The organism is Flavobacterium sp. Arc3, from assembly GCF_041431375.1.
Taxonomy (GTDB): domain Bacteria; phylum Bacteroidota; class Bacteroidia; order Flavobacteriales; family Flavobacteriaceae; genus Flavobacterium.
Genome location: NZ_JASMRI010000001.1, coordinates 109,471 through 126,323, shown reverse-complemented (window position 1 = coordinate 126,323; position 16,853 = coordinate 109,471). Strand labels below are relative to the sequence as shown.

The window sequence follows — 16,853 nt, the reverse complement described above, 5'->3', positions numbered from 1 at the left end:
AATTATGGAAAACCCACAAGAAATAGAGTTCAAATCTACAGAAGAATTTCTAGACTATTTACCAGAAAAAGAATTAGAAATTGTTCTTTTTCTTCGCAACATTGTGATGGAATGTATGCCAGATTTCAAAGAAAAATTAGCTTACAGCATTCCGTTTTATTATCGCCATTCACGAATTTGTTATATATGGCCAGCTTCCATTCCTTCAGAGAAAGTTAATAGTGGTGTTGGAATAGGTTTTTGTAAAAATGAAAATTTTTTGGATGAAACTTTTGTGGAAACAAAATTCATATATCATGCAATACAAGATATTGATGTAGCAGTTTTAAAACAACAAATCGAGAATGCTATTGTGATTGATGATAAAATTGTAAAAGCCAGAAGAAGAAAAATACAATAATCCTCTTTGCAGTCTAGAAAGAGGAATATGGTAAGGTTATATTTTCTATCATTACTAACTTAAATTTTTCTTAAAAAAAATGCAAATGGTTAGGCGGTATAAAATAAAGAATACTTTTGCAGCACTAAAAAATAGTACTTTATAATGGACGATTATTATTCGGAAATGTTGAACTAATTGTAGCGCTTGTGATATTTCAAGAGGCTATGCTAAACCTATAGAATTTTGAAATGAGAGCTTTTTACAAAAACAATAACGGATTAATTGCAGTGCAAGAATGGTTTCCTAACTGTTGGATAAATATCGAATGTCCAACGGAAGCCGAAAAAAAATACTTACTTGAAGAGCTTCAAATTCCGGAAGCCTTTTACAACGACATTGAAGATATTGACGAAAGACCTCGTATTGAGGTAGAAAATGGATGGACATTAATCATCATGCGCATTCCTGTGAAGAGTAATGATGTGAAACTTCCTTTTCATACTATTCCTGTAGGGATTGTATTTAAAGATGAGGTTTGTGTTACCGTTAGCTTTCATCAAACAGAGATGTTAACGGACTTTGTTACTTATACACAAAGAAAGAATATCGATATTAAAGATAATTTCGATTTAGTTTTAAGACTATTGTTGTCCTCCAGTATTTGGTATTTAAAATATTTGAAACAAGTCAATCAAAAAATTAAACTAGCCGAAGACAATTTGGAGAAATCCATAAAAAATGAAGAGCTACAGGCTTTGTTGCAAATAGAAAAATGTTTAGTGTTCTTTATGACTTCTTTAAAAGGGAATGATATTTTGTTGCATCGAATTAAAAACATCAAATCACAACGCGTTAATTATGATCTTGATTTACTGGAAGATGTAGAAATTGAATTGCGTCAAGCCCAGGAAACTACTAATATTTATAGTGATATCTTGACTGGAACCATGGATGCGTATGCTTCAGTTATTTCTAATAACATGAATAATATCATGAAACAAATGACCTCTATCTCAATTATTTTGATGATTCCTACGGTAATTGCCAGTTTTTACGGGATGAATGTTCCTAATGGCTTGCAGGATAATCCGATGGGTTTATGGGTGTTGGTGCTGGTCTCCATTATTCTCTCTATTTTTGGTGTGTTCTTGTTTAAGAGAAAAAGATGGTTTTAAAAATAAAAAAACGGTGTAAATAATTTTACACCGTTTTTGTTTTAATAATCGCCTCTTTTCTTGAATCTTGGATCATCTCTTTTGATGAACTCTGTTCTTCTTTTTGGAGTTTCTGTTTTTGGCAAACTAGCTTCTTCTGTTTTGCTTGAAGGTTCGATAAGTTCGTTCAGTTCTTTTATTTCAGCATCAGTCAAATCACGGAATCTTCCCATCGGGATATCAAGTGAGATATTTATGATTCGAATTCGTTTTAGACCGATAACTTCGTATCCTAAATATTCACACATTCTACGAATTTGACGATTTAAACCTTGCGTAAGAACAATTTTAAAGATGTCATTACTGATTTGTTCCACTTTACAATTTCTGGTCACCGTATCCAAGATAGGAATTCCATTTCCCATTCTTTCAATGAAACGATCTGTAATAGGTTTGTTTACAGTTACTGTATATTCTTTTTCGTGATTGTTTCTAGCGCGTAATATTTTATTGACGATATCACCATCGTTAGTCATAAATATTAATCCTTCACTAGCTTTATCTAGTCGGCCAATTGGGAAAATACGTTTTGGGTAATTGATATAATCGATGATATTATTGCGCACATCTAAGTTGGTTGTGCATTCAATTCCTACAGGTTTGTAGAAGGCCAAGTAAACGGGCTTCTCGTGTTTTTCACGGATCAATTTACCGTCAATACGCACTTCGTCATGCGGCGAAACTTTAGTTCCTAATTCGGGAATAACTCCGTTTAGAGTGACACGTCCTTCATCGATTAGTTTATCAGCTTCTCGACGAGAGCAATAGCCAGTTTCTCCTATGAATTTATTAAGGCGTTTTAGATTATCTTCCATTCTGCAAAAGTAATCAATTTGGTAAATAGATAAGGGTATAACTTAAAAATTCATTGTTCGCATTACGATATTCAACTTTTTTTAATTTTGAATGTTTACTATAGAAGGTGGAATGTAGAAATTGAGGAAGCAGGTTTTTTTAGTTACTCAAATAAAAATTGAGCGATTTTTGTGTATAATTCAGCACTGTGCATGCTGTGACCAAGGCCTCTGGTTTCAATGAAAACAGAATCTTTCCAGGTACTTGCTATTTTTTTTCCTTCTTGAAATAAAACGACTGTATCATCTTTATCATGAGCGATAAATCCTTTTGTTTGTATGTCGGCAGCAAATACTTTTCCTGAAAAATTTTCTAATTTAAGTTGGAAATGTTTGAGGTAGTGCGCTTCTAAACCTCCTGAAATTATCGAATTTAAGCTAAGCATTTCGATATAATTATTGAGAATTATTTTGAAATCACTTGGTGAGCCTAATATAACAGTCTTTTTAATACTGTTGTTTTGGTAAGTAGATTGATAATACAAACAGGTTTTGGCTCCTAAAGAGTGGCCGATAAGATATTGTGGTTTGAATTTTTGCATTAGAATGTCAATAAATGCAGCATACTGTGGAATGTTGAATTCCTTACCACTCGAAAGACCGTGAGCAGGTGCGTCAATAGCTATGACAGTACTTCCTGATTTTCTTAAATAAGGTAAAATATTTTCCCAACGCGATGCATTACTTTCCCAGCCGTGCACTAAAAGGATAATAGTGTCATTTCCTTTCCAAGTGTAGGTTTGAAAATGGGATCCCTTGTGATGGTACGTTTCTTTTTCGGTTTCTTGTAGAATAGTAGGGAGTTTGTCCTTAAGGAGTTTTCCATCTCTGGGTTCGCTAAATAAAGTGTACGCAAGTTGGGTCGCTTTTTTAGGTAATAAAAAACTCAGAACATTGATATATATTCCAACAGATTTAGTAAAGAGAAAATAGATTGTTTTTTTCATAAAAAAAAGTCCCGATGTTTATCGGGACTTAAATATAATTAAAATTTAGAAAATAACTTTTCCATTTTTTCTTTTTCTTCATCAGCCAGAACGCTGTCAACTAATATTCTTCCTGAATGCTCGTCGATTATGATTTTCTTTCTAGAAGCAATTTCAACCTGTGTTTGAGGTGGAATTGTAAAGAAAGATCCGGCAGATGCTCCTCTTTCGATAGAAACAACAGCTAAACCATTACGAACACTTGTTCTGATTCTAGTATAAGCAGCCATTAATCTAGGCTCAATTTGGCTTTGGTATTCATTAGATTTCTCTGTTAGAAATTCCTCTTCCTTTGCAGTTTCAGACATAATTGCGTCTAATTCTGATTTTTTATGTTTCAAGTGATTTGATTTTATTTCTAATCTTTCTTTAGATTGAGAAATAACATCTTTCTTGTGTTCAATAGAAGCTTTCATTTCTTTCATTTGCTTTTCAGCTAATTGAATTTCAAGCTCTTGGAACTCAACTTCTTTAGTCAAAGAGTTGAATTCTCTATTGTTACGAACAGTTTCTTGTTGTTTTGTATACTTTTTGATAGACTCTTTGTGCTCATCAATTGCATTCTTTTTTCCTTTGATAAGGTCTTCGATAACTTCGAGTTCGCTTTTCAATTTTTCAGAACGTGTGCTTAAACCTGCAACTTCATCTTCTAAATCTTCCACTTCTAGAGGAAGTTCACCTCTTACGTTTCTGATTTCGTCAATCCTAGAGTCAATAAGTTGTAAATCGTAAATTGCTCTTAACTTGTCCTCAACACTTAATTCTTTCGTATTCGCCATATTCTATAAGTACTTAACTGGATTTGTATTTTCTTCTGATAAAATGATTGCAAAATTAAGGATTTTTTTCCGAAGATAATCAACAATATAATTTTTTGTATAGCGTTCGCTTTCAAAATGTCCAATATCGGCCAAAAGAAGCTGATTTTCGGCCTCATAAAACTGATGATACTTCAAATCAGCGGTTAAAAAAGCATCGGCTCCAGCCATAATTGCATTTTTTATCGCATAACTGCCAGATCCACCCAGTACCGCTACTTTTTTTATCGGCTTTCCTGTGAATGCCGAATGGCGAATTCCTTCTGCCTGCATTTTTTGTTTCACAGCCGTTAAAAACTCTTTTTCGTCCATTGGCGTTTCAAACTCACCGATCATTCCTAAACCTATATTTTGATGGCTATTTTGCAATTGATAAATTTCATACGCGACTTCCTCGTAGGCATGATGACTAAATAGCGCTTTTAGTATTTTTGACTCTAAATGTTTTTCGAATGTTACTTCGATTTTAATTTCTGTAGTTTCTACAAATTCAAATCGCTCGCCTAATTGCGGATCACTGTTTTCGTTACCCATATAAGTTCCGATGCCCTTAGAGTTGAAACTGCAATCTTCATAGTTGCCAATGTTTCCTGCTCCAGCGTCAAATAGTGCATTGCGCAGTTTTTCGGCATTTTCAGGTATAGTATAGGTAACTAATTTGCGAATGAAGTTTTGTTTAGGAATCAAGATTTTTGTGTTCTTAAGTCCTAGAGCATCACAAAATATTTTATTAACTCCGTTTTGGTGATTGTCTAAGGCTGTATGAACAGCATAAATGGCAATGTCGTTTTTTATGGCTTTGATTATAGAGCGTTCTACGTAATTTTTGCCTGTTATTTTCTTTAAACCAGAAAATAAAATAGGGTGGAAGCATACCACTAGATTGCATTTTTTTGCAATTGCTTCGTCAATCACATTTTCTAGTGCATCATGACATACTAGTATACCTGTAGCTTCTGTATTTTGGTCTCCAACGAGTAATCCAACATTATCAAAATCTTCTGCGTAAGCAAGCGGTGCCATTTCTTCGAGTACTGAAAGTATTTCTTTTATTTTCATGGTTTTTTGGTTTAAAGTCTAAGGTTTAAAGTTTGATGATTGCTTAACTTTAAACTTTAAACAAAAGAAACAAAATATTTATTTCAAAGATAATTTATTATACTTTCGTATAATGATTTTACTGCGAAAAATACTTTTTCCGTTTGCTGTTTTATATGGTTTCATAACGGGTATTCGGAATTTTCTGTTTGATTTCGGAATTTTAAAATCCTATACTTTTGAGTTGCCTATTATAGCTGTGGGAAATCTAAGCTTGGGTGGTACTGGAAAAACGCCTCAAATCGAATACTTAATACGATTGCTATCTGAGGAGTATAGCGTTGCTACATTGAGTCGGGGATATAAACGAAAGTCTGAAGGTTTTCTATTAGCTGATGCTTCATCTAATGCTGAAGTGCTGGGTGACGAACCATTCCAATTCTATAAAAAATTTAAGAACATTCAAGTGGCTGTTGATGCTGATCGTAAGAACGGGATTGAACAATTACTTTCGAAAGCACAAAAGCCAGAAGTGATATTACTTGATGATGCGTACCAGCACCGGAAAGTAAAAGCGGGTTTCTATATTTTGCTTACTTCTTATGGCGAGTTGTATTGTGATGATTTTATGCTTCCTACGGGGAATTTAAGAGAGAGTAGAAGTGGCGCAAAAAGAGCCAATGTGATTATCGTTACAAAATGCCCTTCAAACCTATCAACAGAAGAGCAAAATAGTATTAGAAACAGATTGAAAACAGCTAAAAACCAAGAGCTGTATTTTACGACTATTGAGTATGATGAATTTGTTTATTCAGAAAAGGGAGTAAGAGCAGTACAGGATATTTTAGGTACAGATAAATTACTTTTGGCTGGTATTGCAAAACCAGCATCTTTTTTTGCATATTTGCAGGCTGCAAATGATGTAAGTATAGCCTTTCCAGACCATCATCATTTTAGTGAAAAAGATATTTTAGACATTAAAAATAAATCATTAAACAAGATCATTATTACTACTGAAAAGGATTATGTTCGATTGCTGGGGAGAATTCCTGCTGATCAACTTTTTTATTTACCGATAAAAAGTCGTTTTCTCAAAGGAGATGAACTGTTTAGAAAAACAATTATGAATTATGTGGGAACAAGTACAAGAGACGGTAAGTTATATCAATAAAATAAATAATTTCAATCCAGAATATGGAGTTATTTTAGGTTCGGGATTAGGAAGTTTTACGGAAGACATTAAAATAGAATTTACGTTACCGTATAATGAAATACCTAATTTTCCGGTATCTACAGTTCAGGGTCATAAAGGGGCTTTGGTTTTTGGTACTATTGGGGATAAAAAAGTAGTAGCGATGCAAGGTCGTTTTCATTTCTATGAAGGATACTCGATGAAAGAAGTGACTTTTCCAGTGCGCGTGTTGAAATTTTTAGGAGTTAAAAAGCTAATAGTTTCAAATGCATCAGGAGGAGTAAACCCTATTTATAAGATTGGAGAAATTATTATCATAAAGGATCATATTAATTTTACGCCAGAGCATCCGTTACGTGGTACAAATGACGAACGTTTTGGTCCTCGATTTGTAAATATGAGTGAGCCCTATTCTAGAAAAATGATTGCAAAAGCAAAAGAGCTAGCTTTAGAATTAAATATCGAAGTTAAAGACGGGATTTATTTAGGGTTACAAGGGCCTAGCTTTGAAACGTTAGCAGAGTACAAAATGGTTAAAATTCTAGGTGCTGATTGCGTAGGGATGTCTACTGTGCCAGAAGTTATTGTTGCACGTCACATGGATTTAGAAACTTTTGGAATTTCAGTAATTACAGATATAGGGGATGAAGCTAATATTGATACAATCTCTCATGACGAAGTGTTAGAGGCAGCGCAAAACGCGGAACCTAATGTAAGAAAGTTAATCAGAGAGTTGATTTTAAAATACTAAGCTAAGAAAGATTATTTGCAATTACAGTATAGAAAACTTCAGGAGCAAATGGTTTAGTAACTACATCATTCATCCCAAAGGATAGCAGCATTTCTCTGTTTTCGTCAAGAGAAATGGCTGTTATTGCAATAATTGGAATAAGCGTGTCAAATTCTCTGATCTGCTCTGTTGCAATGGTACCATTGATTCCAGGTAGATGAACGTCCATTAAAACCATGTCGTAATTATTGTTTCTAACCGTTTCAATTGCTTCTTCACCATTATCAATAATTTCACAAAAAACACCCTTGTTTTCAAGCATTTTTTTGGTAATCATTTGGTTGATTTTATTGTCTTCAACAATCAGTATCTTTTTATTTTTTAATGTGTCATCATCATAAGTTTGTACTGGAGCTTCTTTAGGTAGTTGATTTTTGTCTACTTTAAATTGCAGATCAAAAAAGAAAGTAGAGCCTTCTCCCAAGATGCTTTGCAACTTTATATCGCCTCCCAGTATTTCAATTAGTTTTTTTACGATGGTTAATCCAAGGCCAGTTCCTCCAAATTTACGATTGATCTCTACTGATCCTTGTGAAAAACTCTCAAATACAGTTTCTAATTTGTCTTTGGATATTCCTATTCCGGTATCAGTGATTTCAAAAGATAGGATAACGGTTTCAGTTTCGAATTGGGTTACTTTAGCTGTAACCGTAACGCTACCGTTCTTGGTGAATTTTAATGCGTTATTAATCAAATTCATGAATATCTGAGATAGTTTAGTGGGGTCTCCAATTACATTATCGGGAATCTTTGAATCGATATTAAGCGTGAAAGTATTATTATTTGTAACTGCTAGTCCTTGTAAGGAGTTCTTTATGTCTTCTAGAAGTTTTTTGATATTAAAATGGGTGTATTCTACTTCAGTTTTATTAGAGTCAATTTTATTGATTTCAAGAATTTCATTGATAAAGGTGGCTAAGTAATTCCCTGAAAATTTTAAAGAGGATAAGTAATGTAATTGTGACTTCCTTGGGTTTTCTAAAAGCAGTAGATGGGTAATTCCGTTTATAGCATTTAAAGGAGTTCTAAGCTCATGACTTACTGTTGATAAGAATTCAGATCGGGCTTTTGAGGCTTTTTCTGTCTTTTCTTTTTCAATTAATAATTCCTTGTTTTTATCTTTTAGTAGTAGATTCGATTTGTTTCTGATGATGTTGTTTTTGTACAATGATAAACTTAACAGCGATAGAATGGTGATTAACGCAATTGCCAAGATGTTGATCAGTTTAGAGAATTTATTTGTTTTCTCTTCTTCTGCATTTTTTTCGTTGACTCGTTCTATTTTTGCAAGGCGCTGCATTTCTTTAAAATTTTCATAATCATCGATGCCTAACTTTTCATTATTAGCAATTTCTAAACTTTCTTTTAAGTTTAGGTGTTGTTTTAAATACAAGTAAGCGTTACTCTTATCAAGTATTTTTTCATATAATTTACTTAGTGCTAATAAAATTGTAGATTTTTGATATAAGTTGCTCTCTTTGGAGTTAAGGTCGTAGGCTTTGGTAAGGTAACTTAGTGCTAGATTGTTTCTGTTGTTAGAGGCTTCGATAAGCCCCATTTGGTATAATGCTTCTGTTTTACTATTGAGAATAGCCGGAGAGTCTGGTTTAGATATTATCGAATTAAAACAGAATGATGCCGCATTAAGATTGCCGTTTGCTCTGTAGATAATTCCTTTTTGAAGATTTAGTAGATCGTCATAAGTATCGATATTCAATTGTTTATAAATTGATAGAGCCTTATTAAGTGCGGTTTCAGCAGCTTTGTAATTCTTTTTTTCAATATAAGAAAGGCTCAAATAATAGTAACTTTTAGCAGCTTCGGCCGAAGTAGGCAAAGATTGGAATAAAGAGATGCTTTCTTTAAAGATGTCGTTTGCATCATTGTATTTATGAAGGTCATAATAAATTTTGCCTAGATTATACGTTTGGATGGCTTGAGATTCTATTTCATTATTCTTCTCGCAATAATCTATTGCTTTCTGAGTATAAAGTAAGGCTTCTTTGTACTTGTCTTCTTTGATACTAGAATTCGCTTGGTTAGTATAATAGGAAATACTATCTGTACTCTCTTTTGTTTGAGAATAAAGAAGTGAATTAATAAAAAACATAAAAACCAAAAGGTATCTCATCTGTTATTTATTTTTCTAAGCAATTTTTATTTTAGTGTTAATAATATTAAATCTATTATTCTTGATGAATATCCAATTTCATTATCGTACCATCCCACTACTTTTACCATTTTATCGATTACGGATGTAAGTTGTGCATCAAATAAGCATGAGTTTCTGTTTCCAATAATATCCACTGACACAATTGGATCTTCGGTATAATCTAAAATTCCTTTTAAATTATTTTGGGAAGCATATTTAAAGGCTTCATTGATTTCATCTATGGTAACAGCACGCTTTACATTGAATGTAATATCTGTTAGTGATCCATCAGGCACGGGTACGCGAATACCGCAACCACCTATTTTGCCGTCTAATATAGGGAAAATTTTTGTCAATGCCTTAGCTGCTCCAGTTGTTGTAGGTACAATGGATTGACTCGCGCCACGAGCTCTGCGTAAATCTTTATGGGGTTGATCGTGCAGGCTTTGGTCTGTAGTATAAGAATGAATGGTAGTGATATAGGCTTGTTCTATGCCGCATAGCTCATCAATTACCTTCATCATAGGTGCTGCATTATTCGTCGTACAACTGGCATTAGAAATAATAGTTTCTGTACCATCAAGAATGTTATCGTTTACACCTATAACGACAGTCTTTATACTATCAACTTCAGAAGGAGCGGATAGAATTACTTTCTTAGCTCCTGCGATAATATGGGCGTTTAATTCTTCAAAAGTTTTGTATTTTCCAGTAGATTCAATTACATAATCTATATCTAAACTTTTCCAATCTAAATTTGCAATTTGTTTCTCATGGAAAAATAAAAAATGGTCTTCTTCTACAAGAATTCCTTTTTCATCTGCGCTTACCTTGTAAGGTAAAACGCCATGAATGCTATCGTATTTTAATAAATGGGCCATTGTTTTTGTGTCGGCAATGTCATTTATGGCAACAACTTCAATAGTAGGGTGGTTTAAAAGCAATCGAAATAAATTTCGACCAATTCTTCCAAAACCATTTATGGCAATTTTTGTTTTTTTATTCATTTAAAAATAACGTTCAACAGTTAACATAATTATAAAATGTGCTTCTGTGCTTTATAAGAGGAACGAACTAATGGGCCACTTTCTACATGACGGAATCCTAATTCCAATCCGTATTTTTCATAGATGGCAAATTGATCCGGTGTGATGAATTCTTTAACAGGTAAGTGTTTTTTACTTGGTTGCAGGTATTGACCTATTGTAACTACATCTACATTAGCGTCACGGAGATCTCTCATAGTTTGGAAAACCTCTTCTTCTTGCTCGCCAAGACCAAGCATAATACCAGACTTTGTTCTCTTGATTCCTTTTTCTTTTAGGTATCTTAAAACTTCTAAGCTTCGGTCATATTTTGCTTGAATACGCACTTCACGAGTTAGTCTGCGTACCGTTTCCACATTATGGGAAACTACTTCAGGGTTAGCATCTACAATACGATCTATATTTCTTTCGATACCTTGAAAATCAGGAATTAAAGTCTCTAAAGTAGTGGTTGGATTCATTCTTCGGATGGCTTTTACTGTTTCTATCCAAATAATAGAACCTCCATCTTTTAAATCATCTCTATCTACACTAGTAATTACAGCATGTTTGATATTCATGATTTTTATCGAACGCGCTACTTTTTCAGGCTCATCCCAGTCTACCGTTTCGGGTCTACCAGTTTTTACACCACAAAAACCACATGAACGGGTACAGGTGTTTCCTAGAATCATAAATGTAGCAGTTCCTTCGCCCCAGCATTCGCCCATGTTTGGACAACTTCCTGACGCGCAAATCGTATTCAAACTATATTTATCGACTAAGCCTCGAAGCTCAGTGTATTTTTGTCCTATCGGGAGTTTTACCTTTAACCATTTTGGTTTTTGAACAGGTAAAGTATTTTCTAAAACAGTTTCCATAAATCAATTTTCAGACTGCAAATATAAGGAATGTTGATTTAAAATTAGGTATTTCGGGCATGAAGCTTGAGCTTGGTTTTTATATTGCTTTTTTGTACTGTTTTTTATAGCTACTCATTGCAATCTGGGATGTCGTTATGGGTGGTTTTTCGTATTTTGTCTTGGATAATTAGTATTAAAAAAAAGCAGAACCTCTCGATTCTGCTTTTTTATTGAAACTTAATTCATTTGAACTGTAATGGGGAGGTTGTAAGCAGTTCGTACTGGTTTAGAGCCAATCATTCCTGGAGTCCATTTTGTTCTCAAAGATTTCAGTACTCGAATTGCTTCTTTTCCTAGTCCGTAACCTGGATCATTTTTTACTTGTACATCAGTCATACTACCGTCTTTTTCAACCACAAAAGAAACATATATTCTGATATTTCTTGCTTCATTTATTTCAGGACTTTCAAAATTCTTACCGATGTAAGTGTAGAATTTAGCTATTCCTCCGGGGAATTCAGGAAGTTTGTCTAATACTGCACTAGTTACAACCGTGTTTCCGAAATCAATGATTGCCGGAGTACCATTTCCTGTTCCTTCTGATGAAGTGGGATTTACGCCAATTATAGCAAGTCCATCAGAGCTGTCACTTATAGCTGCTGTGTTTTCAATATTTTTCGCAATATTTGGCGTTGCTAATTCAGCCTTTACTATTGTTGGATTTGTGAACTGTTGTTTTTCAATGAGGACCGCCGGTTTTTTTTGGATTACCTTCGAGACTACTGGTTCTTCAATTTTCTTTACTTGACTCGGGAAAATTTTTGTGACCTGAATAATGCGGTCAATACTTTCAGGAGTTAGTGCAGGAATGTCTTTCTCAGGATTAATTAGGCTGATGACTCTTGGAACACTAGCGAGGGTGGCACATAATAATAAACCCATAAAAAGTGCAAGCAAGGAAGTTTTGGCACTTTCCTGACGCAATTGATATGCCCCGTATTCTTTGTTTTTGTTTTCGAAAACTAGATTAATCCAGTTGGCTTCGTAAAGACTTAGTTTTGACATAATTCATGGATTTAATGGGTTAAGTATCAGTTAAATCATAGGCATGTGCTGTTTTAGATACTAACGCAAATGGTGAGAATTATATTGTTTAAAATGTTAATTTATTGTATAATTACCGAATTTAAACTTAAATAGCAATTTTTTTTAAAATAACATGTGCTGCGGTAAATGGAATAAGCAGAGTTAGATTTAAATAATTCTAAAGAGCCGAAATCCAATATTGCCAGTTTGTTTTGCGATTTTTATTTGTAGATTTGAAGTAAGCAAATGAATTGGTTTTATTATGAACCCATTAGCAGTTTTTAATAACTATAGATGTTTAATTTTTAAAACTTAGAATATGGATTATTTGATTTTTGGTTTATCCTCTAAATTAAGAGCTGCAAAACCAACGAAAGTTATGTCTGTCATTATATTAATTACTATTATTACCTTTGGTATATATCATTTAGGAAAGGATTGTGTGAATTATGATAAACGACATGATGCAAATTCTGAAATAGACAAATAAGATATTTTAAAAATGAAAAAAGAAAAAAAATCTAATAAAGCAATTCTTTATCTTTTTGCCTTACTATTTATAATTATAGTACAAATAATTAAGGACTGGGATGATTTTGTTTTAGGGATCACTGGAAAGTTTTAAGGTCAATTAAATTTTATTCAGGCCATTTGATGGCTAACTGATAAATCAAAAATGGGGGCTGTTAAATTGTCGATACTTTTTGTCTGCACTAATTTTTTTGAGGTCATAATTTAAAAGATGAACCACAGTTTCCGTAAATAATAGAACCCTTGTTGTCACTTATAAAAAGAAGCGAAATTCTATTTAGCTTGTATTATTTTTTGAGAGTATAGATAGTTGAAAATCACCTTCTATCCCTTATGATTTCTGCCAATAATTTTTTAGCGCGAAGGAGTTTAATTTTAACATTGCTTAGAGGCTCGTCAATCGCATTAGCAATTTCCTGATAACTCATTTCTTGAAAATAACGCAATTGGATTACTTCCTGATAGTGTGGTTTGAGCTCTTTAATATATCTTAGTAACTGAGAAAGATTTTGCTCTGTGATTAGTTCGTCTTCTTTAGACGGAGTTGTGTCTGCAATGTTATATGCTTTCTTGTCTTCTTGGTCTGTAATTTCGACAAAAAGACTAGATTTCTTTTTGCGAAGCATATCAATATGGACGTTTTTTGCGATGCTAATGAGCCAGGTATTAAACTGAAATTCAGGATTGTAAGTAGCTAATTTATCAAAGGCTTTTGAAAATGTTTCTATAGTAATATCCTCAGCATTAGTCTCGTTCTCTACTCGCTTTAACATGAAGCCATAGACCTCATTCCAATAATGATTCAATAGAAAGGTAAAGGCGGCTTGATCGCCCTGTTTTGCTTTTTCGATTTGATTATTTATTTCCAATGTACCGGTTTTGAGAAAGTATTCAATATAAAGATATTGATTTGTGTGAATATAAGCACTAACTCAACAATAGGAAACCAATATTTTAAGTCGTCTTCCTTTAATTTAGCTGCAGAAAAACCAACAACAATCCAAACAGCAATATATCTCACGGCAATTAAACTCAATACTAGAATCCAACGAAATTGAAAGGATAATAAGATAATAGGGAGTAAGATAAAGAGTAACTGTGAACAATAGAAAAGGCCTAATTGCAATTTGTCTACTATATTATAATGGTTTGCTGTAGCTATATGTCTTCTTTTTTGAGTAATCCAGTCTTTATATTTGGTTTTTGGTTTCGAATAAGTAAAGCTTTCCGGAGTATAAGCAATAGTTGTATTTTTGGCTGTAGCGGCTTCATTTATAAACAAATCATCATCACCAGATCGGATCTGAATGTGATTTATAAATCCGTTTACATTAAAAAACTCTTCTTTTTTATAGGCTAAGTTTCTACCTACTCCCATGTAAGGGAGTCCTGCTTTTGCCCATGAAAAATATTGCATTGCTGTAACTAAAGTCTCAAAACGAATTAATTTGTTAAGAAAAGACTTGGCTATTTTTTCGTATCCTCCATATCCTAGCACAATTGTTTTTTGCATAGTAAATTGAGAACTCATTGCTGTAATCCATTCTTTAGAAGTAGGATAACAATCAGCATCAGTGAATAATAAATAGTCGTTTTTAGCCGCTTTTATTCCTAAAGTAAGGGCATATTTTTTATTTCCCCAAAAGGCCTCGTTATTTTGGACTTTTACCAATCGTATATTTGGATATTGTTTTTCAAAGTCTTCAAATATATCCAAAGTACCGTCACTTGAAGCGTCATCAATTAAGACGATTTCAAAATCAGGATAGTTTTGTTCAGCAAGAAGCGGAATAAAATTAACCACATTTTCTTCTTCGTTTTTGGCGCAGACAATAACAGATACAGAAAGTCTTTTCGGTGTTGTTTTTTGCTCTTTAGCAAAAGAAAACTTCCCGAAAATACCTAAATAATAGGAGAGTTGAATGGCAACGACAACAATAAAAAAGTAAAGAATTATTATAAGCATCTGAGTTTTATGAGTTATTAAACCCGAATTTTCGGGAAAGCGCAAAGGTATGAATAGAATTGTGAATTGTAAATGATAAATTATTGAATTTTTAAAAAATTATCGAGGACATTTCTTCATCGCATTTGCAAGTGCAACTGATTGATTTTCTTTGGTTTTCTCTAATTCTGATATGATATTTTGATAATTATTATCGTCGCGATTTTGAGACAGTTTTTTTGTCGCATTAATTTCGGTGATTTCAATTTCAAAAGCAACAATTCCGCGAGTTTGCATCATGGTTTTTTTTGATAAATCTTCAATGCGAACTGGATTCTCAGATGCTTTCTCATACTTATCCACTAATTTCTTTAGATGTGCTATAACAGCTTCGCCTTCGATAATTTTAATTCTCCCATGAACGTGTACTGCTATGTAATTCCAGGTAGGGACATTTTCATGGTCGTACCATGAGGAAGAAATATAGGAATGCGGTCCAGAAAAAACGGCTAGAACTTGATCATTCTCAGAGAAACCTTTCCATTGAGGGTTTTCTTTTGAGAGATGTCCATGTAAAATAGTTTTTCCTTCTTTGTCAGTGTCCAGTTCCAGCGGAATGTGGGTTGCTGTTAATTCACCTTCCGTTTGGTTGATGAGGATACCAAAGCTATTTGATTGTAAAAAAGCGTGGATTTCTTCTCGGTTTTTCATTTTTGTAAAGGTCTGGAATATACATGGCTTAATTTATGGTTTTAGAGTAGTTAAGTTAAATCCCTGAATTAAAATTATTGCATGGTAATTAAGATCTAAATTACATTCACTTCGGCTTCAATATGAATGCCAAAAATAGCGAAGATTGTTTCTTGAATATGCTTTGAAACATTAAGAATTTCTTGCCCAGTAGCTTTTCCGTAATTCACTAAAACTAAAGCTTGATTTTTATGGATTCCTGCATCGCCAAAACGTTTTCCTTTAAAACCAGCTTGTTCAATAAGCCAACCTGCAGGTACTTTTACTTCAGTTTCTGATACATCATAGTATTTCATTTCAGGAAATTGTTGGTGTATTTTTTCGAAATCAGTTTTTAAAAGTATTGGGTTCTTAAAAAAACTACCGCTGTTTCCTAGTTCTTTCGGGTCTGGTAATTTACTTTGTCTAATGGCAATCACAGCATTACTTACCTCCTTTAAACTAGGGTTTGTAATATTATTTTTGGCTAATTCATTAGTAATATCACCGTAAGATGTATTAATAGCGTGGTTTCGTTTTGTTAATTTGAAAACTACCGAGGTAATAATGTATTGATCTTTCACTTCGTTTTTAAAGACACTTTCGCGATATCCGAAATGGCATTCCTCTTTTGTGAATGTCTTTACTTCTTGATTTGTAATGGTTAGCGCTTCGCAGGAAACAAAAGTATCTTTAATCTCGGTTCCGTACGCTCCTATATTTTGGACGGGAGTAGTTCCTACATTACCTGGGATAAGCGACATGTTTTCCAGTCCGCCAAAGTTCTGGTTGATAGTCCAAAGTACGAATTCGTGCCAGTTTTCGCCAGCTTGACTTTCGACCCAAACATAATCTTCATTTTCGTCAATAACTCTTTTTCCTTTTAAATCAATGTGAATTACTAAAGCTTCGATATCCTTCGTTAAGAGCATGTTGCTACCGCCACCAAGAATGAATTTCTTTTCTGATTTGTTTTGCTTTAAAACGGTTGTCAATTCGGCTATACTGTGCACGGCTACAAATTGTTTTGCTTTAGCTTCAATACCAAAAGTATTGTAATTTTTTAGAGAAAAATTAGTTTGTATTTCCATGAAAGAAAGTGCTTTTTATAAATGATTTCAGGAGTCAAAAGTAAGGATTAAAATTTATTTGCATAGCTTTTTAACTAGATATGCATCATAAATTAGGGCATTATATAAGGAGTCATTTTAAGTAGTCTTTTTGATATCTCTCAAATAGTAAAAAAAA

General features: G+C 33.4%; 17 protein-coding genes. 5 read left to right on the top strand and 12 right to left on the bottom strand.

All coding sequences use genetic code 11. The features are described 5' to 3' along the window. The first annotated feature begins 4 nt into the window (after positions 1-4). Both QO200_RS00455 and QO200_RS00450 read left to right on the top strand, forming a co-directional pair. Complete coding sequence (locus tag QO200_RS00455; RefSeq protein ID WP_371535162.1) at positions 5-400, top strand: DUF1801 domain-containing protein; 396 nt, start codon at positions 5-7, stop codon at positions 398-400. Positions 401-630: 230 nt separating this feature from the next. Then, entirely contained in the window at positions 631-1,557 is a 927-nt protein-coding gene (locus tag QO200_RS00450; protein ID WP_371535160.1) for a magnesium transporter CorA family protein, read from the top strand. Between the two features lie 41 nt (positions 1,558-1,598). Here QO200_RS00450 and rluF read toward each other — a convergent pair whose 3' ends face one another. The 4 genes from rluF to QO200_RS00430 form a co-directional block, all read right to left on the bottom strand. Continuing rightward, positions 1,599-2,411 (bottom strand): 23S rRNA pseudouridine(2604) synthase RluF, encoded by an 813-nt coding sequence (rluF, locus tag QO200_RS00445; protein WP_371535159.1) that lies wholly within the window; start codon positions 2,409-2,411, stop codon positions 1,599-1,601. A gap of 143 nt (positions 2,412-2,554) precedes the next feature. Continuing rightward, positions 2,555-3,397, bottom strand: a complete 843-nt coding sequence (locus QO200_RS00440; RefSeq protein ID WP_371535158.1) for an alpha/beta fold hydrolase — start codon at positions 3,395-3,397, stop codon at positions 2,555-2,557. Positions 3,398-3,435: 38 nt separating this feature from the next. Then, positions 3,436-4,215: a zinc ribbon domain-containing protein gene (locus QO200_RS00435; protein ID WP_371535157.1), complete on the bottom strand. Its 780-nt coding sequence runs from the start codon at positions 4,213-4,215 to the stop codon at positions 3,436-3,438. A gap of 3 nt (positions 4,216-4,218) precedes the next feature. After that, positions 4,219-5,313, bottom strand: coding sequence for a Nif3-like dinuclear metal center hexameric protein (locus tag QO200_RS00430; RefSeq protein WP_371535156.1), 1,095 nt, complete (start codon positions 5,311-5,313; stop codon positions 4,219-4,221). A gap of 112 nt (positions 5,314-5,425) precedes the next feature. Between QO200_RS00430 and lpxK the strand changes: the two genes are divergently transcribed. Both lpxK and QO200_RS00420 read left to right on the top strand, forming a co-directional pair. Next, positions 5,426-6,463 carry a tetraacyldisaccharide 4'-kinase gene (gene lpxK / locus QO200_RS00425; RefSeq protein ID WP_371535155.1) on the top strand — a complete coding sequence of 346 codons (1,038 nt, stop codon included), beginning with the start codon at positions 5,426-5,428 and terminating at the stop codon, positions 6,461-6,463. Beyond that, positions 6,423-7,235, top strand: a complete 813-nt coding sequence (locus QO200_RS00420; protein ID WP_371535154.1) for a purine-nucleoside phosphorylase — start codon at positions 6,423-6,425, stop codon at positions 7,233-7,235. Before lpxK ends, QO200_RS00420 begins: the two co-directional genes overlap by 41 nt. Position 7,236: 1 nt before the next feature. Here QO200_RS00420 and QO200_RS00415 read toward each other — a convergent pair whose 3' ends face one another. From QO200_RS00415 to QO200_RS00400, 4 genes are all read right to left on the bottom strand, one after another. Continuing rightward, a complete protein-coding gene (locus QO200_RS00415) occupies positions 7,237-9,405 on the bottom strand; it encodes an ATP-binding protein (protein WP_371535153.1) in 2,169 nt (722 codons plus the stop codon). 26 nt (positions 9,406-9,431) lie between these two features. Further along, the gene (gap, locus tag QO200_RS00410; RefSeq protein WP_371535152.1) at positions 9,432-10,433 is read right to left on the bottom strand and encodes a type I glyceraldehyde-3-phosphate dehydrogenase; all 1,002 of its coding nucleotides are present in this window, start codon (positions 10,431-10,433) and stop codon (positions 9,432-9,434) included. Between the two features lie 29 nt (positions 10,434-10,462). Then, positions 10,463-11,332: a lipoyl synthase gene (gene lipA, locus QO200_RS00405; protein ID WP_371535151.1), complete on the bottom strand. Its 870-nt coding sequence runs from the start codon at positions 11,330-11,332 to the stop codon at positions 10,463-10,465. Between the two features lie 219 nt (positions 11,333-11,551). Continuing rightward, a complete protein-coding gene (locus QO200_RS00400) occupies positions 11,552-12,379 on the bottom strand; it encodes an energy transducer TonB (protein ID WP_371535150.1) in 828 nt (275 codons plus the stop codon). A gap of 523 nt (positions 12,380-12,902) precedes the next feature. Between QO200_RS00400 and QO200_RS00395 the strand changes: the two genes are divergently transcribed. Then, positions 12,903-13,025, top strand: a complete 123-nt coding sequence (locus QO200_RS00395; RefSeq protein WP_371535149.1) for a hypothetical protein — start codon at positions 12,903-12,905, stop codon at positions 13,023-13,025. Between the two features lie 223 nt (positions 13,026-13,248). Here the strand turns inward: QO200_RS00395 and QO200_RS00390 are convergent, their stop codons facing one another. The 4 genes from QO200_RS00390 to murB form a co-directional block, all read right to left on the bottom strand. After that, positions 13,249-13,800, bottom strand: a complete 552-nt coding sequence (locus tag QO200_RS00390) for an RNA polymerase sigma factor (protein ID WP_371535147.1) — start codon at positions 13,798-13,800, stop codon at positions 13,249-13,251. Then, complete coding sequence (locus QO200_RS00385) at positions 13,791-14,897, bottom strand: glycosyltransferase (RefSeq protein ID WP_371535146.1); 1,107 nt, start codon at positions 14,895-14,897, stop codon at positions 13,791-13,793. Before QO200_RS00385 ends, QO200_RS00390 begins: the two co-directional genes overlap by 10 nt. A 99-nt stretch (positions 14,898-14,996) precedes the next feature. Then, a complete protein-coding gene (locus QO200_RS00380; RefSeq protein ID WP_371535144.1) occupies positions 14,997-15,587 on the bottom strand; it encodes an FMN-binding negative transcriptional regulator in 591 nt (196 codons plus the stop codon). A 95-nt stretch (positions 15,588-15,682) separates the two neighbouring features. Beyond that, entirely contained in the window at positions 15,683-16,696 is a 1,014-nt protein-coding gene (gene murB / locus QO200_RS00375) for a UDP-N-acetylmuramate dehydrogenase (protein WP_371535142.1), read from the bottom strand. Positions 16,697-16,853 lie beyond the last annotated feature (157 nt).

What these genes read in the sequence shown, in the direction of transcription:
- rluF (WP_371535159.1), bottom strand. Translation starts at nt 2,411, where the DNA reads ATGGAAGATAATCTAAAACGCCTTAATAAATTCATAGGAGAAACTGGC.
- QO200_RS00435 (WP_371535157.1), bottom strand. Translation starts at nt 4,215, where the DNA reads ATGGCGAATACGAAAGAATTAAGTGTTGAGGACAAGTTAAGAGCAATT.
- murB (WP_371535142.1), bottom strand. Translation starts at nt 16,696, where the DNA reads ATGGAAATACAAACTAATTTTTCTCTAAAAAATTACAATACTTTTGGT.
- gap (WP_371535152.1), bottom strand. Translation starts at nt 10,433, where the DNA reads ATGAATAAAAAAACAAAAATTGCCATAAATGGTTTTGGAAGAATTGGT.
- QO200_RS00430 (WP_371535156.1), bottom strand. Translation starts at nt 5,313, where the DNA reads ATGAAAATAAAAGAAATACTTTCAGTACTCGAAGAAATGGCACCGCTT.
- QO200_RS00420 (WP_371535154.1), top strand. Translation starts at nt 6,423, where the DNA reads ATGTGGGAACAAGTACAAGAGACGGTAAGTTATATCAATAAAATAAAT.
- QO200_RS00395 (WP_371535149.1), top strand. Translation starts at nt 12,903, where the DNA reads ATGAAAAAAGAAAAAAAATCTAATAAAGCAATTCTTTATCTTTTTGCC.
- QO200_RS00400 (WP_371535150.1), bottom strand. Translation starts at nt 12,379, where the DNA reads ATGTCAAAACTAAGTCTTTACGAAGCCAACTGGATTAATCTAGTTTTC.
- lipA (WP_371535151.1), bottom strand. Translation starts at nt 11,332, where the DNA reads ATGGAAACTGTTTTAGAAAATACTTTACCTGTTCAAAAACCAAAATGG.
- QO200_RS00455 (WP_371535162.1), top strand. Translation starts at nt 5, where the DNA reads ATGGAAAACCCACAAGAAATAGAGTTCAAATCTACAGAAGAATTTCTA.
- QO200_RS00380 (WP_371535144.1), bottom strand. Translation starts at nt 15,587, where the DNA reads ATGAAAAACCGAGAAGAAATCCACGCTTTTTTACAATCAAATAGCTTT.
- lpxK (WP_371535155.1), top strand. Translation starts at nt 5,426, where the DNA reads ATGATTTTACTGCGAAAAATACTTTTTCCGTTTGCTGTTTTATATGGT.
- QO200_RS00415 (WP_371535153.1), bottom strand. Translation starts at nt 9,405, where the DNA reads ATGAGATACCTTTTGGTTTTTATGTTTTTTATTAATTCACTTCTTTAT.
- QO200_RS00385 (WP_371535146.1), bottom strand. Translation starts at nt 14,897, where the DNA reads ATGCTTATAATAATTCTTTACTTTTTTATTGTTGTCGTTGCCATTCAA.
- QO200_RS00440 (WP_371535158.1), bottom strand. Translation starts at nt 3,397, where the DNA reads ATGAAAAAAACAATCTATTTTCTCTTTACTAAATCTGTTGGAATATAT.
- QO200_RS00450 (WP_371535160.1), top strand. Translation starts at nt 631, where the DNA reads ATGAGAGCTTTTTACAAAAACAATAACGGATTAATTGCAGTGCAAGAA.